We start from the raw sequence: 26,593 nt of genomic DNA, 5'->3' as shown, positions 1-26,593 counted from the left end.
TGCTGTTTTCCATTTGAAAAAGAAAAGGCAACGTATTTCCTGGTGCATTTACCGGGATGGTAGTCTGTTGCTCAAAATGAACGTATCAACCAAAACCAATTATGCAAAAAAAGAAAGGCGACTTTGTGTTTAATCCTCCCTCTACATGGCTGAGTTTACTGTTGCTGTTACTTTTCTCCATTTCAAGTGGTGTGCAGGCGCGTGGCCATCATCCGAACATACAGGCTGCGCTTGACAAGAAAATCTCCATTGAATTTAAGAATGTAGCGTTGAAAGAGGCGCTGCTGAAACTGGAACAGCTGTCTGCCGTGTCTTTCTCTTATGTAGAGAACAGCACTATTTCGGCAGCCAAGGTAAATATTGGTTTTAAAAACGAAAAGATTGCAGACGTACTCACGAAAGTACTGGCTCCTTTTTCTTTCAGTTATACTGTGGTAGACGACCATATTGTAATATGGAGCAATGCCGATAAACAGGGCAAACAGAAAGGCAATGCAGCTGCGGCCGACAACAATCAGTTTGAATCTAACCAGCCGATACACCTGAAAGGAGTGGTCACCAGCGAAAAGCAGGTGCCGCTTCCGGGTGTTTCGGTGATGATCAAAGGCAGGGCCAAAGGCACTGTTACCGGCGATAAGGGACAATTTGAACTGAGCGATGCCGGTGATTCGGCGGTACTGGTATTTTCCATTACCGGGTATAAACAACAGGAAGTACCTGTAACAGCAGCAAAAGACGGCTTCCTGGCTGTAGTGTTAAAAGAAGACGCAGGCAACCTGCAGGATGTGGTGGTGACTGGTTTCCAGAACATCGACAAGAAGAAGTTTGCAGGTGCTGCCGTTCGTTTAAAAGCTGAAGATATTAAGCAGGATGGTATGATTGATGTGAGCAGGATGCTGGAGGGCCGTGCCGCAGGTGTTTCGGTTCAGAATGTATCAGGCACCTTCGGTACTGCTCCTAAAGTGCGTGTGCGTGGCGCAACATCAATCAACGGTGATAATAAACCGCTGTGGGTAGTAGATGGTGTGGTGCTGGAAGATATCATCAATATTTCTAACGATCAGCTCTCCAGTGGTGACCCTACTACTTTGCTGGGTTCTGCTGTTGCAGGTTTGAATGCCAACGATATTGAGAGCTTCGACATTCTTAAAGATGCCTCTGCCACTGCATTGTACGGTGCAAGGGCGATGAACGGCGTAGTAGTGATCACTACCAAAAAAGGCCGTGCAGGCAGCAAGCCGGCAGTTAGCTATACGGGTAACTTCAGCACACAGCTGAAACCTACCTACGGCAATTTCGATATTATGAACTCGGCAGAACAGATGTCTGTACTGGCCGAACTGGAAAGAAAGGGGATGCTTACTTCAGATATTCTTTCGCGCGGAGACATTGGTGTGTATGGCAAAATGTACAGCCTGCTCGATGGCGACAACAATGGCAACTTTGGTTTACAGAATACACCCGAAGCAAGGCGCAAATTTTTATTGCGTTATGCAAAAGCCAATACAGACTGGTTTTCGTTGCTGTTCCGCAACAACCTGATGCAGGAACATTCACTGAGCATTTCATCGGGTACAGACAAATACCAGAGTTATTTTTCAACCAGCTTTTATGGCGACAATGGCTGGACGATTGCGGATGACGTAAAGCGTTATACCCTCAACTTCAAGAACAACTATAAACTAAGCGATAAGTTCTCTGCCGGTTTTACCACCGTTGGTTCCGTAAGGCAACAGCGCGCTCCCGGCGCACTCAGCAGAAGCAGCAACCCGGTGGAAGGGCAGTTTGACAGGGATTTCGACATTAACCCTTTCAGCTACTCACTCAATACCAGCCGCACGATGACTGCTTACGATACCACCGGCAAGCTGGAATATTTTACCAGGAACTTTGCGCCTTTCAACATCATCAACGAGCTGCAGAATAATTACATGAAGCTAAATGTAATGGATGTGCGCCTGCAGGGAGATATGAGCTGGAAGTTTGCCCGCAACCTGAAGTATGAGTTTGTAGGTTCACTGCGTTATGTAAAATCAAGCAACGAACACGAGGTAACGGAGAATTCCAATATGGCGAATGCCTACAGGGCTGCAGGCAGTTCAACCATTAGGCAGGCAAACAAATTCCTGTACAGCGACCCTGATAACCCCAATGCAGAACCTGTTGTGGTATTGCCTTACGGCGGCTTTTACAATCGCACAGAGAACTCCCTCGCCAACTATGATTTCAGGAACAGTGTAAGCTTTACCAAAAACTTCGGTCTGCACTATGTAAACATACTCGCCGGTCAGCAGGTGAAATACGCCGACAGGCAGGAGGCTTCCAACACCGGTTATGGCTACCAGTACGAAAATGGTGGTGTGCCGTTCCTGGACTACCATATCCTCAAATCTACCATTGAACAAAACTTCCCTTACTATGGCATGCGCAAAGATTACGACCGCTTTGTGGCATTCTATTCATCGGGCAGTTATGCATTCGACAATAAATACAACGTTACCGGTACGGTTCGCTACGATGGATCCAACAAACTGGGGCAGTCGTCTAAAGCACGCTGGCTGCCAACCTGGAGTGTGGCCGGTTCATGGAACGTGGAAAGGGAACATTTTCTGCAGGATGCAAAATGGCTGGACTTCCTTACCCTGCGCGCAAGCTATGGCTTAACAGCGAGCATGGGCCCTGCCACCAACTCAACCGTTGTATTGCAGAACGTGAGCACCAACAGGCCTCACCTCAGCGAAACAGAATCTGTAATACAGCTGGCGCATTTGCAGAACGATGATCTTACCTGGGAAAAACTGTATACAACAAACATTGGTGCGGATGCCGGTTTCTTCAACAGGCGCCTGACCATTTCGGCAGATGCCTATACAAGAAAAAGCTTTGACCTTATCAGCATCATCAAAACATCGGGTGTGGGTGGTGAAGTGTATAAAGCAGCCAACTATGCAGATATGACTTCGAAAGGTATCGAGATCACCATCGGTGGTGAGCCTGTTCGCTCCAAAGATTTTAACTGGAGAACCAATGTTACGTTTGGTTACAATACCAACAAAATTACCAATGCGAAGAATGATCCCATCATCTTCGACCTGGTGCAGGCAGAAGGCGGCAACAAGGAAAATTATCCTGTACGCAGCCTCTTCTCCCTGCAGTACAAAGGGCTTGATCCCAAAAACGGTTACCCGCAGTTTGTAAATGAAAGAGGAGAGGTGAACCCGAATGTAAACCTGCAGGATGATTCAACACAATACCTGAAATATGAAGGTGCAGTTGATCCGCCGGTAACAGGCGGTTTGAACAACACATTCCGTTACAGGAATCTTTCACTGAATGTATTTGTGAGCTACCAGTTCGGCAATAAAATACGCATGGCGCCTGCATTCAAAACCGGTTACTCAGACCTGGATGCAATGCCGAAAGAATTTTACGACCGCTGGGTAATGCCGGGCGACGAGCAGCACACCAATATCCCGTCTATACTGGATGCTTATGAGCAAACATTGCTGGGTGGTGCTTATCCTTACAACAACTACAACTATTCTTCTGCACGCGTGGTAAAAGGCGACCTGGTACGTTTAAAATCCGTATCACTCACTTACCAGTTACCGGCAACAGCGGTACGCCGTATCGGGTTCACCGGTTTGTCTGTATCGCTGAGCGCGCTGAATATGTGGCTGATCTATTCCGACAAAAAACTGCACGGACAAGACCCTGAGTTTTTTAACGCAGGCGGTGTGGCGCAGCCAATTCAAAAGCAATTCACCCTTTCTTTAAAAGCAGGTTTGTAAACAACGAAGAATGAAAAAGACGACCAATATTATCCTTTTACTTGCTGCGCTGGGATCTGCCGGTTGCAAAAAGTTCCTGGACAAAACGCCTGACAGCACACGCACTGACCTGAGCACACCGCAGAAGGTGTCTCAGCTGCTGGGAACGGCTTATCCGCAGGCCAACTACATTGTATTCTGTGAAGCGATGACCGATAACGTAGAAGATAAGGGGCTGGGCGTGCAGGACAGGCCCAACAGTGACCCGTATGCTTTCCAGGACGTACAATCCAACCAGCAAGATTCTCCCGAGTTTTACTGGGATGCCTGTTATGCAGCCATTGCTGCAGCCAACCAGGCGCTGCAGGTATGCAATACCGCGCCAGACAGCGCAAATTACCGCGCCCAGAAAGGAGAAGCATTGTTGTGCAGGGCTTACGCGCATTTCATGCTCGTGAACTTCTTCTCCAAATCATACGATGCGGCTACTGCTTCAACTGATATGGGTATACCCTATGTAACAGAACCCGAAACAGTAGTGTATAAAAAATATGACCGTAAAACTGTGGCCTATGTGTATGATATGATTGAGAAGGATATGCTGGAAGGCCTGCCGCTGCTGAATGATGCAGCCTACAGCGTGCCACGTTATCATTTCAACCGTGCTGCAGCCAATGCCTTTGCTACGAGGTTTTACCTGTTCAAAAAAGCGTATGATAAAGTGGTGAGTTATGCCAACAACGTATTCCCCGATAATAGCATCGGTAATAACATGCGCCCGTGGAATACAACTTACTACACGCAAACACCGGCAGAATTATTTAATACCTATTCCAATTCAACAGAAGCAGCCAACCTGCTGCTGGTTGAAACGCCTTCCGTATATGGCCGGTATGTAGCCAGCTACCGGTATGGTTTAACCTATAACCTGGTGAGCCAGGTAGTATGGTCGCAAAATGTAACAGGTGCACAATGGTGTTACCCTGTGTACTCACGCGGAGAGCGAAACTACTTTGTACCCAAGCTTACCGAGCATTTTGTAAAGAGTTCTGTAAATGCCACTATCGGTATGCCATATGTAATGGTGCCGTTGTTAACCACAGAAGAGGTGCTGTTTAACCGTGCAGAAGCGAATACATACCTGAATAACACAGCTGCAGCTATTGCCGACCTGAACCTGTTTGCCAGCAAACGCATACACCTGTATGATGCTACGCAGAACAACATTACTGCCGACAAGCTGGAGAACTATTATTACACCAGGAACCTGCAGCAGGCGCTGGTATTGGCTATCCTGGATTTTAAACGGGCGGAGTTTTTACAGGAGGGGCTGCGCTGGTTCGATATTATGCGCTACAAGGGAGATGTAATTCACTACACCTCAACAGGGCAGCTGCTGGAACTGAAGCCGGATGATCCGCATCGTATTTTCCAGTTGCCCGATGCAGTTAAAACATCAGGCATACCCCAAAACCCGAGATAAATTATTTCAGCATACTAATACTTAAGAAATTATATGAAGCTCCTGCAAACAATTTTGCTGTTCGCGCTGCTTGGTTTTTCCCTGGCTTCCTGCTCAAAAAAAGATGATTTGAGCGGCGCGGATAATATACCCGGTCTGGGTGGCGATACCTGGGCCAAAAGCGCCATAGATCAATGGATACTTGATACGCTTACCAGCACCTACAATATTGGTGTAAAATATAAGTGGGACCAGTTTGAGTTTGAGCTTGACAAAACGCTGGTACCTCCCATGGAAAGCAAGGTGCAGCCCGTGCTCAGCGGCATTAAACAGGTTTGGATAGACAACTATGTGATTGAAGCAGGAATGGTATTCTTTAAAAAATATTGTCCCAAAACATTTGTACTGTCTGGCGGCGCCAGCTGGAACAGCAATGGTACCATCACACTCGGTACGGCAGAAGGCGGCCACAAAGTAGTGATCTATAATCTCAATGAATACAGAACGAAAGGGATGCCCGGTTTTGTGCTGGGTGATTCATCGGTTCCCATACAGATGTACCATGTAATTGAACACGAGTTTGGTCATATACTTCACCAGACGGTATTGTATCCGCAGGAGTTTAAACAGATCACGGCCGGCAAGTATACCTCCAACTGGAACAACGTATCTGACATGGAAGCCTGGCAGGAAGGTTTTGTTACACCCTATGCCATGTCTGCCTTTGATGAAGATTTTGTAGAGATGATCTCTACCATGCTTACACTGGGCAAAGCAGGTTTCGATAACATTGTTAACAGCATACCACCCGGCACATCTGTTAATGGCACCACGCAGGAGCAGGCGGTGTCTGCATTGCGCCAGAAAGAAGCCATTGTGGTGAACTACTATAAAAAAGTGTGGAATGTAGACTTCTACAGCCTGCAAACCAGGACAAGACAGTCTATCGAAAAACAGATTTATTAGCGGTTGTTTAAAAAGATTTGAATGAAAAAAATTATCCTATACCTGGCCGTTGCGGCAATAGCGGTGGTTTCCTGTAAAAAAGATGATGACCATCCGTTTTCCGCATCGCCTGATCAGCGGCTGAACGATACACTGGCCAAGTACCAGCATTTGTTAACACAGTCGGCCTATGGCTGGAAAGGTTTTATCCTGCCGGCTGACCTTAGTAACGGCATCTTCAGCTTTTACTTCAAGTTTACTGATTCGAACAGGGTGCAGATGTTCTCTGATTTCGACAGTGCTTCTGATGTAACCATGATGGAAAGCAGCTACCGTTTAAAAGCGTTGCAGCAGCCATCGCTGATATTCGATACGTATTCTTATGTGCATGTGCTGAGCGACCCCAACCCCGGTACCAGCGGCAATGGTGGGGCTTATGGCGAAGGGCTTGGTTCTGACTTTGAATTTGCAATTGACGGCGTGTTTGGTGATACCCTCAAGCTTACCGGGCGCCTGCACAACAGCAAGGCCTTTTTGCTGAAAGCAACAAAGGAAGAGGCGGATGCCTATTATAACCAGCAGCATGGCAACAAAGCGATATTGAACTACGGCAAAATGCTCACGTATTTCAAACGGCTGAACTATAACAGCAAAGCGTATGATATTGCGATTGACCGGCTGGCGCGCAGCGTTCATTTTACCTGGATAGACAAAAGCGGCGGCAAGCAGGAAGCGGTAAGCGGCTTTTACTACACAATCAATGGCATTGCCCTGTATCCTGCGTTTACGGATGGTACGGATAAAATTACCGGCTTTGATAACATACAGTGGGATAAAACCAACCGCTCTTTCTCCTGCTCCATCAACAGTTCGTCTGCAGCCATCACGGAAATTGCAACACCCGTATGGGTTGATACCAGTGCACCGCGTGCCTGGTGGAACAGCGGCGTGTGGGCAAGCGTGTATGGTTTCCATATCAACGGCGTGGATGATGCACTTGGTGTAACCACTATACCCGGTTATTCTTTCCTGGAATATTATGTGCAGCCCAATGGCCCTGATTACGATGCTATGGTGGCTTTTTACGACAATGCCAACGGTCTGTTCGGCAATGCCATTAAGCCGCCGGTGTTTTCGCCTGACGGACGTATTGTGTTCACCAATCTTGGTACACTTACGGCGCCGGCGCCCAGTACAGGTGCTTCCAATATCATGAAAAGGGTTATTACGCAATTAACCATAGCGCGTGGCTATTACCTGGTTGCAAAAAGTGATGGAACGTATGATATGGTAAGCGCAGCCGATGGAAGGGCCTGGCTTACCTGGCAGAAATAATGTTGTGCACGTGTATAAATGAGGTGAACATGAAAAAATGGGCGATCACTTTAACAGGCAGTTTGCTGTGCAGTTGTTTGCTGGCGCAGCAGAAACCGCAATATACCCAGTATGTGCTGAACCAGTATATCATCAACCCTGCACTCACAGGCATTGAAAATTATACAGACCTGCGTGTAAGTCACCGCAGGCAATGGAACGGGCTGAATGGTGCGCCTGTAACAACCTATTTTACTGTGCATGGCGCATTGAACAAGAAAGATTACCGCACCACTGCCACCTCATTCGAGATGCCGGGTGAAAACCCGCGTGGATCTGCTTACTGGGAAAACTATACGGCAGCAGAGCCGCACCATGGCATTGGCATGCAGGTGATCAATGATAAGGCAGGGCCCATTAAAACATTCACCGCACGCGCTACTTATGCCTATCACCTGGGTATTAGCCCAAGCACAAGTATTGCAGCAGGTATGGGTATTGGTGTGGAGAATACGTCGCTGGATGCGGCCAGCATTAATTTTGGTGACCTGGTAGCTGACCCTGCGGTAAATGGCAAGGGATACATTAATGCATGGCATCCTGACATCAGTGCGGGTGTTTACCTGTATGCTGCTGATTATTTTATTGGTCTTTCCGCACAGCAGATTGTGCCGCAGAAAATAAGCTACAGCGGTAATAAGGCAACGGTAATAAAAGATGCACTGGTACCGCATTTGTTTGCCACAGCGGGTTACCGTTTTTTGTTGAGCGATGATATTAACTGCACGCCATCGGTTATGCTGAAATATGTGCAGCCTTTGCCTGTGCAGTTTGAGGCCAATATAAAGCTGCAATACAGGAGTGCAGCGTGGGTAGGAGCCAGCATACGCCAGCGCACAGGCTTTGCGGCCATGCTGGGTGTGAATTTGTCTAACACGGTAAACCTGGGTTATTCGTACGATTATACCACTTCGCTGCTGGGAACGGTAAGCAATGGCACGCACGAACTGATGCTGGGTTTCTTATTGGGCAACCGGTACGACGATGGTTGTCCTAAAAATGTATGGTAATAAAAAGATGATGATAGCGGTATAGTTTCTCATGTATTCCCATTTAGTTAATACCAAGGTTTTGTTTCTACATGACCTTGTTCTTTAAAAAGTAAACAACAAAACAATCATAAAACTGCAATCAAATGAAAAAAGTACTGTTTGGAATGATCGCTGTGTGCGCATTAAGCTTTGTCGCTTGTAAAAAAGGTGATGCCGGTCCTGCTGGTCCTGCCGGTGCAAATGGCGCTGCCGGCCCTGCCGGCTCTAACGGAGCAGCTGGTCCAGCCGGTCCCGCAGGCCCTGCCGGTGCAGTAGGTACAGCCAATGTTATCTACTCAGATTGGCTGGATGTGGTGTTTGATTCTACCGCGAATGGGTATGTTGCAGGCATCACTGCTCCCAAGCTGACGGCTGATATTGTTAATTCAGGTGAGGTAAAGGTATTTTTCAACCTGGGATCTACTGCAGATGCCTATGTAAGCCCGCTGCCTTACGTGGAAACATTTAATGGTATGGCCTTGTCTGTACGCGCTAATTTTTACGTAGGCGGAATTGACCTCATCTCTGCCGATGTAGATCCTTCAACCTTTGTAGATGCCAATGGTGACAAGAATTTCCAGTATAGGTATGTATTGATTCCCGGCGGTGTTGCTGCCGGCAGGGCAACAGGTGTAAACTGGAATGATTATAGCCAGGTTGCCAAATTCATGAGGTGGGAAGACTGGTCTACCATCAACAAAAGACACTAGCCGCAGCTGCCTGTACTGCAGCTGTTACAGCCGCAGCACAGCAGGACTTAGCGGACAATTCAGCACCCCGGCTTAGCCGGGGTTGTTTTTTATAGCTTAGTCCTGTACATGTAATACAATCTTCCCCTGTTTGCCGGGCTGGTAACCCAGCTCAAAAGCCTGCCTGGCCTGCTCAATGGGAACCACAGTGGCAATAACAGGTTTTACGATACCCTGGTCAATCAGTTTACCTATTTCAATCAACTGCAGGCGTTGTGCAGTAACAATAAAGAACACGCCTTTCACACCGGGCAAAGCATCCGGCTGTTCTATCGGTTCGCCTGCAACAGACACCAGTATGCCGCCGCGCTTCAGCACCTTCCATGATTGTTGCCGGGTACCGCCGCCAATGGTGTCGAGCACCAGGTCCGCATCTTTCACCAATGCTTCAAAACGTTGCGTTTTATAATCAATCACTTCATGTGCGCCCAGGCTTTTTACCAGCGTGGTGCTGGATGAAGAAGCGGTGGCAATTACATGTGCGCCTTTCCACCGGGCCAGCTGCACTGCAAACAATCCCACGCCGCCTGCTGCACCGTGGATCAATACTTTCTGACCTGCTGCAAGATTACCATGATCGAACAACGCCTGCCATGCTGTAAGTGCGGAAAGCGGTACAGATGCAGCTTCCACTGCATCGAGCGTTTTGGGTTTGGGCGCCAGTACGCCGGCTTCCACAGCAATATATTCTGCTGCCGTGCCATTGCGGAAAAAAGAGGTAAGGGCATATACTTCATCACCAACGGCTACGCCATTTACGCCGGGCGAAAGCTTTTCTACCACGCCGCACAATTCATGGCCTGGTATAGAGGGCAGGCGGCTGTTGCCTTTTTGATCGGTATAGGTAGGCTCCCAATCCAGTTCATTGCGTGTTGTGCCCGATGCAAGTACTCTTACAAGTGCATCGCCGGGTAATAAAACAGGATCCGGTGTTTCTTCAAATACCACTTGTTCTGGTCCGCCGGCTGCATGTAAAAGAATAGCTTTCATGATCGTTTATTTTTGAAGCGCATTTATAACCAAAGCTATAAAGCAAACGCAACGGGGCAAAGGGGCGGGTGGCGCAATTTGATGTATAATTTATCGGGGGAAGAGAGCGGCATTTTTATTGTTCAAGCGTGCGGTATTTGTTAACGAGTTCAACTACATTGGTTACCCCCATTTTTTCGAAAATGCGGCTTTTGTAGGTGCTGACAGTATTGGCCTGCAGGCTGAGCTTGGCGGCAATTTCTGAAAGGCTATCGCCCTGCACCAGCAATTGGGCTACTTCCGTTTCACGGACTGAAAGATTACTGATGCTGCCATAGGTACCTGCACTTTTTTTATTCAGCTGTGTTAACAGGTGTTGCTTTACCTGGTCGCTGATATACACTTCCCCGGCCATTACGGTGTGATAGGCCCTGAGAATTTCGCGCAGTGCAACAGTTTTCATCACATAACCGTTGGCGCCTGCCTGCAGGTACATGGGCGCATATATTTCTTCCTGGTAGGCAGAATAGACAATGATTTTTGCATCGGGCTGTTTCAGCCTGATCACATCAATCATACTGATGCGTTCGCCACCCGGCATGCTGATGTCAAGGAAAATTAACTGCACCGCCTGGCGGGCCAGGATGGCAATCACCCCATCGAAGCTGTCGGTTTCCGAAATGGTAACACCCGTTACGCTTTTTTGCAGGTAAATCTGGAGGCCATGCCTGATCAGCGAATGATCATCGGCCAGCAGGATATGGATTGAATCGGAGGGCTGCATGAACGGCAAAGTAAAGGCAATTTAATGAACGAACATTGATTTCGTTGCCCGGACAATAAAAGACTGTTATATGTAACGGTGCGGGGTATTAAAAACGCAACCGTGCTGCGGTGTGCCTGGTGCCGGCACAACGCTTTTCTGTAAAGGATTTCAGGGAAACAACCGGTTAAAAAACACTGTTTCCGGGTAATATAAACACCGTATTCAATTTTGCTGCTCCCCGGTGATTCCTGCCTGAATGCAGCTGGTGAACTGCTATATGCGTTTTGAACGGGCGGTGAGATGATCGAGCAGTTTTTTCTGCTGTTTGATGGTTTTGTTTACCGCACGGATACCCCTGTAATATTTAATCAGCAACAAGGCCGCAATAATCAGGAAAGCTGCGATACTTAAAGAGGTGATCATTTTGAGGATTTAGGCGCGCAATTTAGAGCTATAAGCTTTTAGTGCTTGTAGTGATACATCTACAAATGCGTGGTGTTTTTACGGGAAAAACCGGGAGGCATGCTAATGTTCACCAGTATGATGCGCTTTTCCTTCTTCCGTGCTGCTGAGAAAGTCTTCGACAAGTGCTGCCGTTAGTAGAGCCGCCGCCATGCAGCAATACCAGGGGCGCTCCTTCGCCGTGTATTTCGTAATAAAGATGTAAGCCGTTTACATCCACATAACCGCTGGTGCTGTCTGTTTTCATGGAAGCTGTTTGCATATTCGTTGTTTGATTGGATGAGGAAGTATGTTGTCTTGCATGTGCTGTGTTAATGAGCACAAGGATGATGGGCAAAAGCAGCAGTTTTGGTTTCATCTATTGCGGTTGTAGTAATTAGCTGTGTGCGTTTACCAGCAGATTGTTGAGTTTGTGCAGCATTTGAATCCAGCCGGGATGTGCGCCGGTTTGTTTGGCAAGGGCTTCACTTACGGTCTGGTGCAGCAGCAGCATGGTTTTACTGCCACGGTCTTCAAAGCTGAGTGTAACAGTGGTGTCGCGCGGCCAGTTGGCGTGCGGGGTGCCGGGCTGCCCGTCTACAATATTGCCGTGTTCATCGGCCAGTGATAAAGTAAACACCAGCCTGGAAGGGGCTGCTATTTCCAGGTACACGCCTTTGGCCCAGCAGTCACCTGCCACGGGGTGGTTAATACATACCAGGAAACTGCCGCCAACACGTACATCCATGTGTTTGATGCGTGCGGTGCAATTGTCCGGCGCATACCAGGCTGCCAGGTGTTCGGGATTAGTCCATGCTTCAAACACCAGTTCACGCGGGGCGTCGAACAAATGGGCAATGTGTACTTCGTTGTCTTTACTTGTTGTCATGCTTTTTATTTTGCATTTGATGAAGGTATTTGTCTAATGATTTAAAGCGCTGGTGCCAGTGTTTCTTATACTGTTCAACCCAGCCTGCCACCTCGGTCAGCGGTTCCAGCCTGGCTTCACAAAATCGTTCCCTGCCTTCCTGCCGTATTACCAGCAGGCCGCATTCTTCCAGAATTTTAATGTGCTTGGTAACGGCCTGGCGGGTCATGTCGAATGTGCCGGCAAGGTCGTTGTGGTTCAGGGCTTCCTGGGCCAGTCGTTCAATAATGGCTCGCCTGGTGGGGTCGGCTATTGCCTGGAAAACATCTCTGCGCATGGTATAAAATTCGTTTATGCAACTGTTCGGTTGCTAAATTAATGCAACTATTTGGTTGCACAAAGAGAAATTTCAAAATTTGAAGATGTAGAATAGAAGTGGGGCATGTTCTTCCTCTTTTCGTAAAACGATTTCCTTTTTGAGGCTGTGTGCAAAAGGCTTTACATGGAGATTTGCAGTGATGCGGCTATGTACTGTATCGGTATTGTTAACCTTAGTCCGGCCATGTTGCGGGATGTAAAAGAAATCAGCTATGTGCAGTTACCAGAAATTGTATTATCACGAAAACATCGGTTACGTATTCCGCTGTGTGCATTGCAAATGCCTGCAACTGGCTTTTGGCAATGTATTGCTCACTTTTGAAGAAAGCATGCTGGGTGATTTTATGCAGGTGCTGGATATGCACGAACAGAGTTACCGCAACATGCCTGATGAAGGCGTGCGCCAGATACGTATTCCGCTGCCTTTTGAAGGCATGGCCCTGCTGCTGAGCAAAAGCGAACTGCGGCAGCTGATACATATGACCGACGGCGCAGATACCGAACTGCGCGTACTTGCGCTGATGGAGACCTTTGGAGACCTGAAAATCTGAAAATGTGCCATTGCTTTTTCATGTTTCCATTGCCACATTTATACATTCTTTCCGGTTTCCGGCGAAAAGCCTTTACCTTGCAGCACACAAAAACAATCAGTTGAGAAATAGCGGGGCAGCAATATGCAGGCGCAGCAGGAGTAATGTGCAAAATAAACTAAGGAAATTTCCATAAATTAGTTATATTTTGAGTAGTATCCGGTTGTTTGCTGCAGGAAGCACAACAGCGTAACCTCTATTTTAAACAAAAAACAATTATGGGCAGATCGCAGGAATCTTTCAACAAAAGCGAAAACGAAAAAAAACGTCAAAAAAAGAAACAAGAGAAAATCGAAAAAAGAGAAGAACGGAAAGCCAATGGTGGGAAAGGTAAAAGTTTGGAAGACATGATGGCTTATATTGATGAAAACGGTAATATCACTGATACGCCGCCAGATCCGAACAGGAAAATCGATATCAAGGCAGAAGATATCCAGATTGGCGTGCCGAAACAGGATGCCGCAGCGGCAGCAGCCGATAACCTGAGAAGGGGCGTGGTTACTTTTTTCAACGAAGCCAAAGGGTTTGGTTTTATCCGTGATCAGAAAACAGGGGAAAGCATTTTTGTGCATGTTAACGCCCTGAACGACCGGATTAAAGAGAACAACATCGTGGTCTTTGAAGTGCAGCGGAATGCCAAAGGACTAAATGCGGTGGATGTTCGTTTGGACAAATAATTCTCCGGGCAGCGGGTTGCCTGCCACATTGTAGCCCACTTACTTGCCCACTCATTGCCATCCCTGGCAACACATTGTTTAACAGACTGCGTACTGCGCAGTCTCCACACAGTGCATCACTACAGCATGCATAACGGAAACCTGCTGGTAAAGCAAACGGTTGGTGTTTGCGGGGTACCGTATTGCCCTGTTTTCAGCAGCTGCAGGTTGATAATAAATAATTAATATTCCATACACAGCTTACGGATACCTTTGGGGCAAAAACGTTTTTGTAAAAAGAAAACGCGGGTGTGCCCGTTACAATTGTATGAAGAAGTTGATCGCCTTTTTTAGCCTGTGCCTGCTGGGTGGCAATGCTTTCAGCCAGGTTGAGCATGTTGTAGTCATCACCATTGATGGTTTCCGGCCCGATTTTTACCTCGATTCGTCCTGGAAAGCCACACAGCTGCGCCAGCTGATGAATGAAGGGGTGCATGCAAACGGTGTTAACAGCGTGTTTCCTTCTATGACTTACCCTTCACACACTGCAATTGTTACCGGTGTGTGGCCGGTAAAACACGGGGTTTATTACAACAACCCGTTTGAACCCAACGGTTCTACCGGTAAAAACTACTGGAACGACAGCTCGATAAAAGTGCCTACGGTGTGGAGTGCAGCACAGGCTAAAGGCCTTAAAGTCGCTTCCCTGCTTTGGCCGGTATCTGCCGGTGCACCAGTTATGTACAATATTCCTGACATTGGCAGCATGGGTGAAAAAGTGCGCGAACAGTACTCAACACCTGCCGGGTTTATAGAGGAGCTGAAAGCAAATGTATTTAATGGTGCCTCCCGCCTGGAATATGGCAAAGACCACAATATTGCCAGCATTGCGGCTTATGTAATTAAGAAGGATCAGCCCAATTTGATGACCATTCATTTCTTTTCGGTTGACCATTTTGAACATGAGCAGGGCCGCCAGGGGGCATTGGTGCAGGCTGCTATCCGCGATGCCGACAGCAGCGTAGGCATTATTGCCGATGCGCTGAAACAAGCCGGCATATGGGATAAAACGGTGCTGATTGTTACCGGCGATCATGGTTTTATGGATGTATCCACTGTTGTTAATCCCAATGTGTGGCTCACCAAGGCAGGGCTGATTACCGATATCAAAAAGGACGAATGGAAAGCGCAGTTTTACTCCGTAGGCGGTTCCAGCTATTTGTATCTGAAAGATAAAAACGATACCCAAACGCTGGCGCAGGTAGAAAACATCCTGGCGAATCTTACACCGGAGGAGAAAAAATACATCCGCATCATCAGTCGCAAACAGCTGGATAAGGTAGGTGGCAACCCTGAGGTGGCGCTTGCCCTGAGCGGCGAAAACGGGGCTGCCTTTGGCCCGGCAATGAGCGGGGATGCCATTAAGCCCGGTCATGGCGGCGCACATGGTTATTATCCTGATTTCCGCGAAATACGCACCGGGTTTGTAGCGTATGGTCCGGGTGTAAAAAAAGGCGCCGCTATTCCTGAAATGAACGTACGCGACGTGGCGGCTGTTATTGCGCATTTCCTGCACCTGAACCTGCCTGGTGCAGATGGCAAGGTGCCTGCGCAGCTGCTGGCTAAATAATAAAACAGGATCTTATTGATAGCAATGCCGCCCCGGCTCAGCCGGGGCGGCATTTTTTTGTCATCTGCCGTTTACATAAATGCCTTGCAACTGCCTGTTAAAGCGGCTACATTTATGGGGTAAAAGCTATCAGATGGAAATAACTTATCGTTCAGATGCCTTACCTCCCGTTGAGCAGATTATTGCACTGTACAACAGCGCCAGGCTGCCGAGGCCGGTTAATAACCCGGAACGCATGCAGCAGATGTTTGCACATTCGGATATCGTGATTACTGCCTGGCATGATGATGTGCTGGTGGGTGTTTCGCGCGCCATCACCGATTGGGTGTGGTGTTGTTACCTCGCCGATCTGGCGGTGCACGAACAATACCAGAAGGCAGGTATCGGTAAGCAACTCATCCGGCTTACGCGTGAAAAAGCCAGCGCACAATCCATGCTGCTGTTGCTTTCTGTGCCCGATGCCATGGATTATTACCCCAGGGCCGGTTTTAAGAAAATAGAGAACGGTTTTATGATGGGCCGTTCTGTGTAGCAAAAAAGTTAACCGGCATGTCCAATCCATACCTGTGTATTTGTTACAGTAGTACAGGGTTGATAATTCATCACACAAAATCTACAAACAATGGAAGAGTTTATCCTCATCTTCAGGCATGAAGACGGCAAGAAAGTAGCTTCACCGGAACAGATAGAAGTATGGATGAAGCAAACCATGGATTGGATAGGCGGCATTGCAGCTCAGAACAAATTTGTTGGCGGTAATGGTTTGGTATTCGACGACAGCAGGGTGGTACACCACAACAGTATTGTTACCAATGGCCCTTTCGGTGAAATTAAAGAAACCATTGGCGGATACGTAATCGTAAAGGCTGATTCAGTAGAAGAAGCAGTGGCGTTTGCCAAGGGCTCACCGGTATTGCAGGGCGAGGGCAATACGGTGGAAGTAAGAAAATTCGCCAAACGCGACGGCGTTCATTAAAACAATAAAGTCCCGCAGGTGCAATACTTGCGGGACTTTTATCTATGCAGCAACAGGAGCTTATACCACACTTGTTCAGAACAGAGTACCGTAAAATTGTTGCAGTACTCTGCAAACGTTTTGGCCTGCAGCAGCTGGAAATGGCGGAAGATATTGCCAGCGATACTTTTCTTACCGCAGCACAATTGTGGCCGCTGGATGGTTTGCCTGCCAACCCTGTGGCGTGGCTGTACCAGGTTGCGCGGAACAAAACCATCAATTACCTGCAACGCGAACGTTTGTTTAAAAACAAGATTGCAACGGTTATCAGGAAAAGCAGCGAAACAAGTGAAACAATAGACCTGTCTGCAGAAAATATTATCGATAGCCAGTTGCAAATGATGTTCGCCATATGTCATCCCGCAATTTCAGCAGAAGCGCAGGTGGGCTTGTCACTGCGCATTCTCTGCGGTTTTGGTATTGATGAAATTGCAGATGCTTTTTTGTGTGCAAAAGATATCATCAATAAACGCCTGTTTCGTGCAAAGGAAAAACTGCGTGAAGAAGGCATTCGCATTGAAATGCCGGGCATGCTGCAAATGGATGCGCGTTTGTCTGCCGTGCTCACCACTATTTACTTATTATTTAATGAAGGCTATTATTCTGTAAGCACCAATCATACCATACGCAGGGAGCTTTGTTTTGAAGCCATGCGTTTGTGTAATATGCTGGTGGAAAATACGGCCACCAACAAGCCGCAGGTAAATGCGTTACTGTCGCTGATGTGTTTTCATGCCTCGCGTTTTGATGCGCGTGTGGGCAAGAATGGGGAGATGGTTCTGTATGAAGAACAGGATACCGGGTTATGGAATACGGAGCTGATCAGCAGGGGCAGTTATTTTATGCATTGTGCGGCGAATGGGGCAGCGCTGTCTACCTATCATCTTGAAGCAGCGATTGCATTTTGGAGCACGCGCAGGGCGGATACACCGGAGAAATGGGAGCAGGTGCTGCAATTGTACAACCGTTTGCTGCAACTGCAATATTCCCCCATTGCTGCGCTTAACAGAACCTATGCACTGGCCAAGGTACAGGGTAAGCAAACCGCTATTGCCGAAGCGGAAAAACTGCAGCTTACCGGTAACCAGTTTTACTTTGCACTGCTGGGTGAACTGTATACCGGCATTGATAACAGCAAGGCAAAAGAACATTTTGCACAGGCCATTGCACTGGCAAAGAACCCTGCTGATAAAGAGCAGCTGCGAAAGAAGATGGAGAGGGTGTAATAGTTCAATTGTTTAATAGTTCAATGGTTCAATGGTTGGCGAAGGTTAAGGTGGTCTTTGCCAGGTAAGCGCCTTTTTCAGCAATGCCGGCATTTTCTGCGCTCCTTTTTTATACGATACAAAAGGCCACCCGTGGATGGCCTTTTTATTTTCAACTGTGTGCGTGGCATGCATTTTATGCAGGGACTTCGCTGCCGCTTTTTACAGCGGCTTTGATTTTGGCGGTGATGGTTTCTGCGGCGCGGAGAGCCAGTGCTGCAATAGTAAGCGTGGGATTTGAAGTGGCTGTGCTGGGGAAGGCGCCTGAACCTACAAGGTACAGGTTGCTGTGATCCCAGGATTGCAGGTCTTTGTTCACCACTGATTTTTGGGGATCGCTGCCCATGCGGTGTGTACCAATGCTGTGACCCGCACCGCGGAACTCAATGGTTATCTCCTGCGAACTGCCTGTAGGTTTAAACTTCATGGTGCCGGGGCCTCCCTGCAATACCGTTTTGTTGTCGATGTTAGCCTTGCCCAGCAGCTGATTGGCTACTGCCTGTGCATAAACATAACCATCTAATGTGTATTGGGGCAGTTTGTACGAAACTGTTGGTCTTGGTATGCCCATGGCATCTACTTCGCTGCTCAGCTGCACGCGGCTTTCCATGGTTTCATCGCCTGAAATGGTTTCCAGTTCAAGGGCAAAACGTACCTGTGATTGTACGGTTTCCTTAAGTTTGGCTACCAGGTCGGGGCCGTATGTTTGTGCAATACTGAAGCTCCTGGCTGCGCCGATGAGGTCGCCCACATTGTAGCCTGGTCCGCCGTAGGGCCATGACCAGCCATCGTTACCTATTTCGATACGGAAAGCAGCTGTTTTGGGGCGTTGTTTGGGATCGTTTCTAAATGATTCAATGCCCGAGGTAGACATTGGCCCGCGGTAGGGGAATACCGGCTCATAACCACTGCCGCTCATTTTTTTCACGTTGCCCCATACCACCAGGCAAATATGGTCCATCAGGTGACGGCCCACCATATCACTGCTGTTGGCCACGGTTTTATTGTTTTTCCAGGGCGAGTTCAGCAGTAATTTGGCTGTTTCTACCGCATGTGCAGCAATTACATATTGTTTGGCTGAGAACAGGATTCCGTTGCCGGCGCCACTATTGGGATCCCAGCTTTTACAGAAGATGCCGCTGATCTGGTCATCCGCGCCTACCTTCAATTCAACCGCTACGAAACGCGGGGCGAAAGTGACATATTTGCTCAATGCGGGATCACTGGTTATTTTGCTTACGTGTACACCCGCGTCGTACTTGGCGTTGATGGGGCATATGGGTACACAGCTGCTGTTGCCCATACAGGCCGGGCGACCGTCGTATACTTTGGTGTTGCGGCCCTGCGGTGTGCCTACAACGTTCAGGGCATTGCCGTCAATGGTTTGTCCCTGTAACCTGGTTTTAAGCACGTTGTCGAGGTAGCTTTGCGGTACCGGCGTCATGGGGTAGCTTTCGCTGTGTTTGGCGCCCATGGCATTGTCTACAGTAGGGTCACCTGCAACACCTATTTCTTTTTCCGCCTGCGTGTAATATTTTTCGAGATCGCTGTAACCAATGGGCCAGTCGTAACCGCCCGGTACCGGTGGTTTGTATACGCTCATTACTTTAAAATCGTCGGGAACAAAACGCAAACACGTGCCCAGCCAGTGTTTGGTGGTGCCGCCTGCCACGCGTTCGTAGGTGCTGCCATAGGCGTAGGCTGCTTTTTGCTGCATGTAATTGCCTTCCTGGTCTTTCCAGTCAACCCCATTGGTGTTGTTGGAATTTACACCGGGTGAAGTGGGGCGGGGAGCGTATATTTTTGAATCGGCCCAGGAAACATTCGGGTCTTTCGGCTGTGGCCAGGGGGCACTGGGATCTTTAATGGGAGCGGAGAAATATTTATCCAGGGCATCCTGCTTTACAGGATATTGCTGCGCTACATTTGGTATCACGTCACCCGCTTCCACTACCAGTACATACAGTCCGTTTTTGGCAAACTGGTAAGCCATCTGGGCTCCTGCGACGCCGGAACCCACAATTACTACATCATAGTTTAAAAAGGCCATAGTGCGGTGTTTTTAGATTAATAGAATTTGTTGTACAAACCGGTGTACTGGCCGTCATCAGTGGGTTTCATTTCCCAGTAAAACGGGGTTATTTCCGGCGCCCAGGCCATCGGATGGCAAAGGGTTACTTTCCATACCAGTGCTTCCTTATACTGGTTACTGGCAGGTGTGCCATACCAGGGAACAGGAACAGGCGCTCCCTTACCAAACCCATCCAGTGTTCTGTTCCAGTTGGTGGTGCTGTTGTACCAGATAAGGATTATGTCGCTGCAGATGCTGTAGCTTTTTACCAGCTGCGCAAGATGGGCAGGTGTGGGGTTTGTATTCCAATCGTTGATCAACTGCAGTAAGGTGTCGTTACCATTATTTTGGTTGTTGGGTCTTTCCAGCAACCGGTTAAAATACACTACCGCCAGTGGGTATACATTGGGCTGCGTGATGTCGAGGGGTAAACCGGTAAGGCCCTGGGAAATCTGTATAAAGGCGGCCATTTTCCTACTATCTACCGCATCTTCAGGTTTGTCAGGACGTTGTCCTTCCGGGCAACCTGTATCAATCCAGTTTTTAAAAGTCTGTATCCATCCGTCGGGCCATTTGCCTGGCACTTCGGGCATAATGTGTACCTGCGGCAGTTTGCTCCAGCCCACCATGGCCATGTTGGGATCGTCGTTTGGCTGTAAGGCGAGATAAATGCTGTTGGCCCATTTCTTTACTTCTTCGTAATTGTGCAGGTTAAAATAATTACCCATCATCACCATATCATACTGGCTGAACATGGGGCGTATGTTCTGGTAGTAAGTGGGGTTACTGATGGCGTTGTTATTTGTTGCATAAGAATTGATCATACAACTGTTTTTAATAGATTATTTGTTGGGGTTAAGGTAGATGCCCAGCGAATCTTTCCCGTCTGGTGAAGTCACTGCCTGCTTCAGCAGAATAATGCTCCACATGAAGTTGGTCTGTACGCGCTGGTTGGGTGTGCCCTGCCTGAAAATGTTGTTGTCTGGTTGTACATCGCCTGCGCCAATGTACGAGCCGATGAGCATGGAGGCAGGTGAGGGATCCATATTGGCCGTAGGAAATGCCGCGGAGTGGTGACAGCTCATACAGTTACTGCGTACGCCAAGACCACGCGAGAATTTATCGTACAGCACAATGGGTGCAATAATGCTGGGCTCGAGGTAAGGGTTCTGTGATATAAATGGCTGTTTGTTTTTATCGATCATGTAATAACAGGGCATCATATCATAGTGTGTGAACGGCGGTTTCACGTTGGCGCTTGCAGGCGGTGTTTTGGAAGGATGCGGTGACCACCAGTAGGTTTGCCAGGTCCAGTTCTGGAAAAACTCGATAGAGGTTACGTGGCAACCGATCAGCAGTGCCAGATCACCTGTTTTCATACTGTCGGGCGAAACGCCGCCGATGGTGAAAATATTACCTGCTTTAATATAGCTGATGTCAGCAGGAGCAAGCGGCAGGTAGTAGAAATAATCGCGTCCTACAACTTCGTATTGTGTAAGTGTGGTATCGTGCAGGCTGCCGTCTTTGCGGGAATATTGCGTGGTAAAAGGTGTGCCTGGTGCAATGTTCTGGTTAGTGGGGTTAAACAGCACCCATTGTGTCCAGGTAGTGCTTACCGGGCGGTCGGGATCTGTTGTACCGGCAACCGTCATAGAAGGGCCTTTCCAGTAGGGAATAAGCACAGGTTTGTCTGGGCTGGCCACAATGAAGGTGGGTTTCAGCATCATCGATTTTTTCGCCTCAAAATCAGTAGGTATTGCTTTTACCTGATTTTTCTTCAGATCGGTGAGCGATTTCAGGTAATAGAACTGGTGCGCGTCTACATAGTCCAGGAACTCTTTGGAGTATTTGTTAAACGACATCACTTCACCGCTGTGTACATCGGCCGAGGCTTTACCTGCTGCGCTGGCTGCCTGGCGCGGGCCATGAAACCGGAGCGTGGTGCGGGCTGCGCGGGTTGCAGGCGGGTTAAATACTTCATACTCATCCCACCAGGTATTGAATACGGCCATGCTTACCTGCGGAATATGGTACTTGTCTGCCGTGTCTTTTACCGGGTATTTCTGTTCGGTAAGGGCTGTTAATCCGCCCCATAAATTCCATGCATGTGCTTCAATGGAAGCATCGTCAAATTTGTTAACCCAGCCTTGTATTTCACCGGGTTTTGCGAAGAGGGAAGAATCGATGGGCACATACGCCAATTCCTGTGGGCCTGTTCCAACTTTGGTGGAATCGTTTGTTTGCTGGGTTTGTGCGTCGTGTGAGCTGCATTTGCTCCAGATGAGCGAGTAGGCAAATGCAATAAGCAATAACATGGTTGCAGTTTTTTTCATAAGCTGTTGCCTGGTTGGGTTTGTGTTACGAATAATAAAAGCATTGATCGCATTGTTTGCTGCGTAACGGGAGAGGCGGCGTAAATGTAATGCGCGTTTTTATTTTGTTCGAATCACCATTGCCTATAGTGCATCAATGGTCCGTTGGTGCCTTGGTGTAATGGCTTGCAGTATTTCGGCTACATCATGAATTACTGTTGTATATTTTTCAGGCTGGTTAATAACAAAAGAGCTGAGTTTTTTGAGAGAATTTTTCTGCAGCCTGGTGCCGGCAAAGCTTACGAACTGTTTTTCGGCGCAGCTGAAATACCCTTTGTTAAAGGCAACGGTAATAAACCCGTGGTTGTACAGCTGGTGCAGCAAATGCGCGAGGTGGGACTTTTTATCAAAATCCCATTTTACCAGCACAAGGTTATCGGCTTGTGAAAAGCAGTTGAATATGGCAGATTTATTCTTGATCAGCCGCCGTTGCAACAACTGGTGGGCCAGCTCTTCGAGCCTTCCCTTGCCTGTCCAGCATAACCGTGAAACAGTTTCTGAAAGCCTGCGGGGCTTGCGCGGTGCTAAGGCGAAAAGATGTTGCAGCTGCTGCAGTTCGTTGAGCTTTTTAAACGCATTGAACTGAAATCCCAGCAGGGTACAGCTGGCTTTGCTGCTTTGCGCAATGGCTTCGAGCATGCCTGCTGCGTTCTGTGGGTGTTGTTTTAAGAAATCTACCACTACTGAAAAAACAAGATCGGTAACTAGTATTTCCGTGCGGGTTTTGCGGTCATTCTCTGTAATGGCCGCCAGCTGGTGGTTTATTTCTGCGAGCATGCCCGAAGAGATAAAGCCCATTTCTGTATCCGGGTGATGGCAATGCTGCAGCAGGTGTAACATTTTGTCCATGTAGACAAATACCTGGCAACCTGCTTGTGTATAATGGTAGGAGCGTGCAATGGATGGGTAAAAGCCGTCTGTTGGATGATCAGGCAAAGCGGGTATTGTAGATAACATATTGGTGTAATTCGGCGGACGTTAAAGTAGACATTTGCCGTAACACCACCCTGTTCAGGTTGCTGAACGCATGATTATTTTGTTTAATGGATGTAGGGTATTGCAAAAAAAGATTATTTGTTGTATAATCTGGGGGTGATGGCTGAATGGTTTTAACCATTCAACCATCCAGCTTTAGCCGTTGTACGCTTTTTCCAGTGCGGCGATATCGATCTTTTTCATCTGCATCATGGCGTTCATGGCGCGGCCTGCTTTTTCTTTTTCGTTGCTCATCAACAGTTTGGGCAGTATATCGGGCACCACCTGCCATGACAGGCCAAATTTGTCTTTCAGCCATCCGCATTGCTGCGATTTGGGGTCTCCGCCTTCTGTGAGCTTGTTCCAGAAATAATCTGTTTCTTCCTGGTCTTTACAGTGTATGATGAAGGAAACTGCTTCCGTGAATTTAAACAGCGGGCCGCCATTGAGACCGGTGAAAGTTTGCCCTGCCAGTTCAAATTCAACCGTCATCACAGTTCCTTCGGGCATATGGTGTATTTCGAAGCCTTCTTTGCCGTAGCGGGTGAGGCGGTTTATTTTCCCATCTTTAAAAATGGAAACATAAAAATTGGCTGCTTCTTCTGCCTGGTTGCTGAACCATAAGTTAGGCGTAATTTTTTGCATTGTGGCCATCGTAATCGTTTTTAGATGTTAAGTAGGTGTTTACAGCGGTTAACAATGTAAGCGGTACTCCGCGTGCATTGTTGACAACCTGCTGCAAATTACACGAATGCATTGGCTGTGGTGAAGGGTAAACATGCCAAAACAGGGGCGTTGAAGGGCCAATTTGCCGGGTGGCGGGCAGCAGCAGACAACATAGTGTAGAAAAAAGAGCTGCGTACAGGTGTTATTGTAATAACAAATGGGGAGGCTGTTGGTTGAAGAGTGTATGCGAATAAAAATCCGCTATCGGCGGCACGCAGGTTGTTTTGAACTACTATGAATTCACTTTTTCAGTGCTTTCAATTCAGCCATAAAAGTATCGGCGTCTTTTTTATTACGAATAGCCATCGATAAACTATCGCTGCTTGTATTAGTAATTTTATAAGAAGACTGGCGACCAGGTTTTGACTGAGCGGACAGCTTTTTAATTTCGTCTATCTTACCCTGGATTTTTGAGTTCATGTTCAAATATACTTAATTTTTTAAAGCTAACATGTAATACCGGTACAGGTCGTGCCGGATTCGTTGATAGTCAAACGCTTCTGGCCTTGGTTTGAATAATGGGATGCCTTCTGCGCTGCGTTCTATGTCCAGTTGATTGCGCAACAATTTTACATACCAGTCTACACCAATCGAAACAAAGAAATCCTGCATTGTTGTTCTGTTTGTAATAAACATGCTATGATAAAGTGTTGCACGAGTATCATCTGAACCGTCAAAGCCGATGTGCATATCAGGGAACTCTGTTAAAAAAGTTAATGCAAATAATATGGCTGTGGAAAAAACAAGACTTGAATCTTTATGTCTTAGTCTAACTGTGTCATCAATTCTATCTGTACTTACGGGTGGCCCCATTGAAAGGTTATATACATTGGGCAAAAGTGGATCAGGATGTGGTTTAATAATAACGCGCAACAGTACTTCGTTGCCGCTCATCTGTAGTGCATAAAACTCGCCGAGGCTTATCCGGTCACCAATTGTACCTGATATAAGTCTGTATGTGTTGTTTAAATCAATATTAATCATTGCCAATGAAATTCATAGATTCCTGCAAAGAAAATTGTATGTTTTTAAATTATAACTGATGAAACTGTTTGTTTTGTTCATCCCTGCAAATGCTTGTGTTGTGTAAAGAACAAGGCCCGGCTAAATGCCGGGCCTTGATGTATGATAGGTTAACAGCTTGTCTTATCAAAGCTGCCAGTGTTGTTACTTTTTCAAATTCAGCAACAGTGTATCCAGTTTTTCCAGCGTGGCCGTCATGCCCTGTTCCATGCCCATTGCAATAACCTGCTCCAGGTCTGAAATTGATGTGTAGGTAACAACGGTTTCTACCAATGCGTTTTCTCCCTTGTCGGTAAAGGTTACCACCCATTGTGCACGGGGCAGGTCTGGGTTGATTTCACCTGCTTCGTTGCTGAAGGCATCAGAGGAAGTGTAATAATCAATCGGCTTGATTTTAATGTATTCTGTATAGCCCCAGTATTCCGTTCCGTTGGGTTCAACCATCGCATAATGCCAGTGGCCACCTTCACGGAAGTCCATTGATTTTGTCTTTGTGGTTAAAGGGGCAGGGGCAAACCACTGGTCGAGCAATTCGCTTTTGGTGTAGCAATCCCAAACCAGCTGGCGGCCTGCTAAAAATTCACGTCTTACGGTCAATGTGTTTTTTTCCTTATCTGCGATAAAATCAAATTGCAGGTTGCTGTTCATTATTTCTTTTTTTTGATTGTTGCTAAAAGCTGATCGAGTTTTTCAAAGCGGCTTTCCCAGATTTTCCTGAACTGTTCCAGCCATTTGTCTATCTCTTTCATTTTGTCAATTTCAAGTTGATAGTAAATCTCCCTGCCTTCATATTCCTGTTTCACCAGTTCGCATTCAGTCAATATTTTCATGTGTTTCGAAATGGCCTGCCGTGTCATATCAAAATGATCGGCAATTGCGCTGGGGGTCATGGCCTGTATGGCTATTAAGGCGATGATCGCTCTTCGTGTAGGGTCGGCAATGGCCTGGAAAATATCTCTTCTCACGGAAGTTTTTTTAGCTGTTGGTACGGTTGTCTGGTCGTTTATTCATATGAACTAATGCAGGCCTGGGAGATTGCTGTGCAACGGCAGGTTTACCGGCCAATCAACGGCAGGTACTTGCTCCTGTCTTCAATCATTGCCCAGCCGATAATTGCGATTAAAGCAAATACAATGGGTAAACCCGATGGCGCAGCGGTAATGTTGGTAAGCAGGATGCCGGTTAATACAGGCAGAAGAATAAGAGCGCCCAGTGCCCTTGTTCTGGGTATAATGAATAACAAACCGCCAATCAGTTCTGCGGCGCCAACCAGTGGCAAAAGCCAGCTTATTTCGGTAAATGCCATACCCATTTTAGCCATTTTTTCGGGCATCTCCTTTGGCATGGGCATGTAGTGGAAGAACTTGTCCAAACCTGCGTTTACAAACATCAGGCCGGCCAGCAGGCATACAACAAAGAGAATTTTACTTTTCATAAGTAGTTGTTTTTAGATAATAAACCAATCGGTTGCAAATATATGCGCAACTGTTCGGTTTCGCAAATGAATTTTAAAAAAC

Annotated in this window: 28 protein-coding genes; 12 read left to right on the top strand and 16 right to left on the bottom strand. The window is 47.4% G+C overall.

The window, feature by feature from the left end:
* Positions 1–101: 101 nt before the first annotated feature.
* The 6 genes from DXN05_RS20465 to DXN05_RS20440 all read left to right on the top strand — a co-directional run bounded on the left by DXN05_RS20465 (position 102) and on the right by DXN05_RS20440 (position 9,292).
* A complete protein-coding gene (locus tag DXN05_RS20465; RefSeq protein WP_116849159.1) occupies positions 102–3,791 on the top strand; it encodes a SusC/RagA family TonB-linked outer membrane protein in 3,690 nt (1,229 codons plus the stop codon).
* Positions 3,792–3,801: 10 nt separating this feature from the next.
* Positions 3,802–5,253, top strand: coding sequence for a RagB/SusD family nutrient uptake outer membrane protein (locus DXN05_RS20460; protein ID WP_116849158.1), 1,452 nt, complete (start codon positions 3,802–3,804; stop codon positions 5,251–5,253).
* Positions 5,254–5,286: 33 nt separating this feature from the next.
* Positions 5,287–6,198 carry a zinc-binding metallopeptidase gene (locus tag DXN05_RS20455; RefSeq protein WP_116849157.1) on the top strand — a complete coding sequence of 304 codons (912 nt, stop codon included), beginning with the start codon at positions 5,287–5,289 and terminating at the stop codon, positions 6,196–6,198.
* 21 nt (positions 6,199–6,219) lie between these two features.
* Positions 6,220–7,512 carry a DUF4302 domain-containing protein gene (locus DXN05_RS20450; protein WP_116849156.1) on the top strand — a complete coding sequence of 431 codons (1,293 nt, stop codon included), beginning with the start codon at positions 6,220–6,222 and terminating at the stop codon, positions 7,510–7,512.
* Positions 7,513–7,541: 29 nt separating this feature from the next.
* On the top strand, positions 7,542–8,561 hold the full coding sequence (locus DXN05_RS20445) for a PorP/SprF family type IX secretion system membrane protein (RefSeq protein WP_116849155.1): 1,020 nt from the start codon (positions 7,542–7,544) through the stop codon (positions 8,559–8,561).
* Between the two features lie 125 nt (positions 8,562–8,686).
* Complete coding sequence (locus tag DXN05_RS20440) at positions 8,687–9,292, top strand: collagen-like protein (protein WP_116849154.1); 606 nt, start codon at positions 8,687–8,689, stop codon at positions 9,290–9,292.
* Between the two features lie 96 nt (positions 9,293–9,388).
* Here DXN05_RS20440 and DXN05_RS20435 read toward each other — a convergent pair whose 3' ends face one another.
* The 6 genes from DXN05_RS20435 to DXN05_RS20415 all read right to left on the bottom strand — a co-directional run bounded on the left by DXN05_RS20435 (position 9,389) and on the right by DXN05_RS20415 (position 12,712).
* Positions 9,389–10,321 (bottom strand): NADP-dependent oxidoreductase, encoded by a 933-nt coding sequence (locus tag DXN05_RS20435; protein ID WP_116849153.1) that lies wholly within the window; start codon positions 10,319–10,321, stop codon positions 9,389–9,391.
* Positions 10,322–10,436: 115 nt separating this feature from the next.
* Positions 10,437–11,084: a response regulator gene (locus tag DXN05_RS20430; RefSeq protein ID WP_116849152.1), complete on the bottom strand. Its 648-nt coding sequence runs from the start codon at positions 11,082–11,084 to the stop codon at positions 10,437–10,439.
* A 255-nt stretch (positions 11,085–11,339) separates the two neighbouring features.
* Complete coding sequence (locus DXN05_RS24770; protein WP_158559371.1) at positions 11,340–11,489, bottom strand: hypothetical protein; 150 nt, start codon at positions 11,487–11,489, stop codon at positions 11,340–11,342.
* A 109-nt stretch (positions 11,490–11,598) separates the two neighbouring features.
* Positions 11,599–11,886: an alpha/beta fold hydrolase gene (locus DXN05_RS24980; RefSeq protein ID WP_211330109.1), complete on the bottom strand. Its 288-nt coding sequence runs from the start codon at positions 11,884–11,886 to the stop codon at positions 11,599–11,601.
* An 18-nt stretch (positions 11,887–11,904) separates the two neighbouring features.
* Positions 11,905–12,396 (bottom strand): SRPBCC family protein, encoded by a 492-nt coding sequence (locus tag DXN05_RS20420; protein ID WP_116849151.1) that lies wholly within the window; start codon positions 12,394–12,396, stop codon positions 11,905–11,907.
* Positions 12,383–12,712, bottom strand: a complete 330-nt coding sequence (locus DXN05_RS20415) for an ArsR/SmtB family transcription factor (RefSeq protein WP_116849150.1) — start codon at positions 12,710–12,712, stop codon at positions 12,383–12,385. Before DXN05_RS20415 ends, DXN05_RS20420 begins: the two co-directional genes overlap by 14 nt.
* Positions 12,713–12,965: 253 nt before the next feature.
* Between DXN05_RS20415 and DXN05_RS20410 the strand changes: the two genes are divergently transcribed.
* From DXN05_RS20410 to DXN05_RS20385, 6 genes are all read left to right on the top strand, one after another.
* Positions 12,966–13,304 (top strand): DUF6686 family protein, encoded by a 339-nt coding sequence (locus DXN05_RS20410; RefSeq protein ID WP_116849149.1) that lies wholly within the window; start codon positions 12,966–12,968, stop codon positions 13,302–13,304.
* A gap of 257 nt (positions 13,305–13,561) precedes the next feature.
* Positions 13,562–14,020, top strand: coding sequence for a cold shock domain-containing protein (locus tag DXN05_RS20405; RefSeq protein ID WP_116849266.1), 459 nt, complete (start codon positions 13,562–13,564; stop codon positions 14,018–14,020).
* Between the two features lie 307 nt (positions 14,021–14,327).
* Entirely contained in the window at positions 14,328–15,629 is a 1,302-nt protein-coding gene (locus DXN05_RS20400) for an alkaline phosphatase family protein (RefSeq protein WP_116849148.1), read from the top strand.
* 133 nt (positions 15,630–15,762) lie between these two features.
* Entirely contained in the window at positions 15,763–16,161 is a 399-nt protein-coding gene (locus tag DXN05_RS20395; protein WP_116849147.1) for a GNAT family N-acetyltransferase, read from the top strand.
* A gap of 90 nt (positions 16,162–16,251) precedes the next feature.
* Positions 16,252–16,605: a YciI family protein gene (locus tag DXN05_RS20390; protein ID WP_116849146.1), complete on the top strand. Its 354-nt coding sequence runs from the start codon at positions 16,252–16,254 to the stop codon at positions 16,603–16,605.
* A gap of 44 nt (positions 16,606–16,649) precedes the next feature.
* A complete protein-coding gene (locus DXN05_RS20385) occupies positions 16,650–17,870 on the top strand; it encodes an RNA polymerase sigma factor (RefSeq protein ID WP_116849145.1) in 1,221 nt (406 codons plus the stop codon).
* Between the two features lie 175 nt (positions 17,871–18,045).
* Here the strand turns inward: DXN05_RS20385 and DXN05_RS20380 are convergent, their stop codons facing one another.
* The 10 genes from DXN05_RS20380 to DXN05_RS20330 all read right to left on the bottom strand — a co-directional run bounded on the left by DXN05_RS20380 (position 18,046) and on the right by DXN05_RS20330 (position 26,511).
* On the bottom strand, positions 18,046–19,959 hold the full coding sequence (locus DXN05_RS20380; protein WP_116849265.1) for a GMC oxidoreductase: 1,914 nt from the start codon (positions 19,957–19,959) through the stop codon (positions 18,046–18,048).
* A 17-nt stretch (positions 19,960–19,976) separates the two neighbouring features.
* Positions 19,977–20,804 carry a hypothetical protein gene (locus DXN05_RS20375; protein WP_116849144.1) on the bottom strand — a complete coding sequence of 276 codons (828 nt, stop codon included), beginning with the start codon at positions 20,802–20,804 and terminating at the stop codon, positions 19,977–19,979.
* Between the two features lie 18 nt (positions 20,805–20,822).
* Positions 20,823–22,313: a hypothetical protein gene (locus tag DXN05_RS20370; RefSeq protein ID WP_116849143.1), complete on the bottom strand. Its 1,491-nt coding sequence runs from the start codon at positions 22,311–22,313 to the stop codon at positions 20,823–20,825.
* Between the two features lie 123 nt (positions 22,314–22,436).
* A complete protein-coding gene (locus DXN05_RS20365; protein WP_147314014.1) occupies positions 22,437–23,309 on the bottom strand; it encodes a hypothetical protein in 873 nt (290 codons plus the stop codon).
* Between the two features lie 174 nt (positions 23,310–23,483).
* Positions 23,484–23,981: a VOC family protein gene (locus tag DXN05_RS20355; RefSeq protein ID WP_116849140.1), complete on the bottom strand. Its 498-nt coding sequence runs from the start codon at positions 23,979–23,981 to the stop codon at positions 23,484–23,486.
* Between the two features lie 312 nt (positions 23,982–24,293).
* Positions 24,294–24,473, bottom strand: a complete 180-nt coding sequence (locus DXN05_RS20350; protein ID WP_116849139.1) for a hypothetical protein — start codon at positions 24,471–24,473, stop codon at positions 24,294–24,296.
* Between the two features lie 12 nt (positions 24,474–24,485).
* Positions 24,486–25,037, bottom strand: a complete 552-nt coding sequence (locus DXN05_RS20345) for a DUF6934 family protein (protein WP_116849138.1) — start codon at positions 25,035–25,037, stop codon at positions 24,486–24,488.
* A gap of 183 nt (positions 25,038–25,220) precedes the next feature.
* Positions 25,221–25,724: an SRPBCC family protein gene (locus tag DXN05_RS20340; RefSeq protein ID WP_116849137.1), complete on the bottom strand. Its 504-nt coding sequence runs from the start codon at positions 25,722–25,724 to the stop codon at positions 25,221–25,223.
* Positions 25,724–26,041, bottom strand: coding sequence for an ArsR/SmtB family transcription factor (locus DXN05_RS20335; protein WP_116849136.1), 318 nt, complete (start codon positions 26,039–26,041; stop codon positions 25,724–25,726). The genes DXN05_RS20340 and DXN05_RS20335 overlap by 1 nt, the downstream gene beginning before the upstream one ends.
* 89 nt (positions 26,042–26,130) lie before the next feature.
* Positions 26,131–26,511: a DoxX family protein gene (locus tag DXN05_RS20330; RefSeq protein WP_116849135.1), complete on the bottom strand. Its 381-nt coding sequence runs from the start codon at positions 26,509–26,511 to the stop codon at positions 26,131–26,133.
* Between the last annotated feature and the right edge of the window lie 82 nt (positions 26,512–26,593).

This window comes from Deminuibacter soli, assembly GCF_003412455.1.
Classification (GTDB): Bacteria; Bacteroidota; Bacteroidia; order Chitinophagales; family Chitinophagaceae; genus Deminuibacter; species Deminuibacter soli.
Note: the sequence above shows the minus strand (reverse complement) of the source record. Positions and strands in the feature narration are given on the sequence as shown.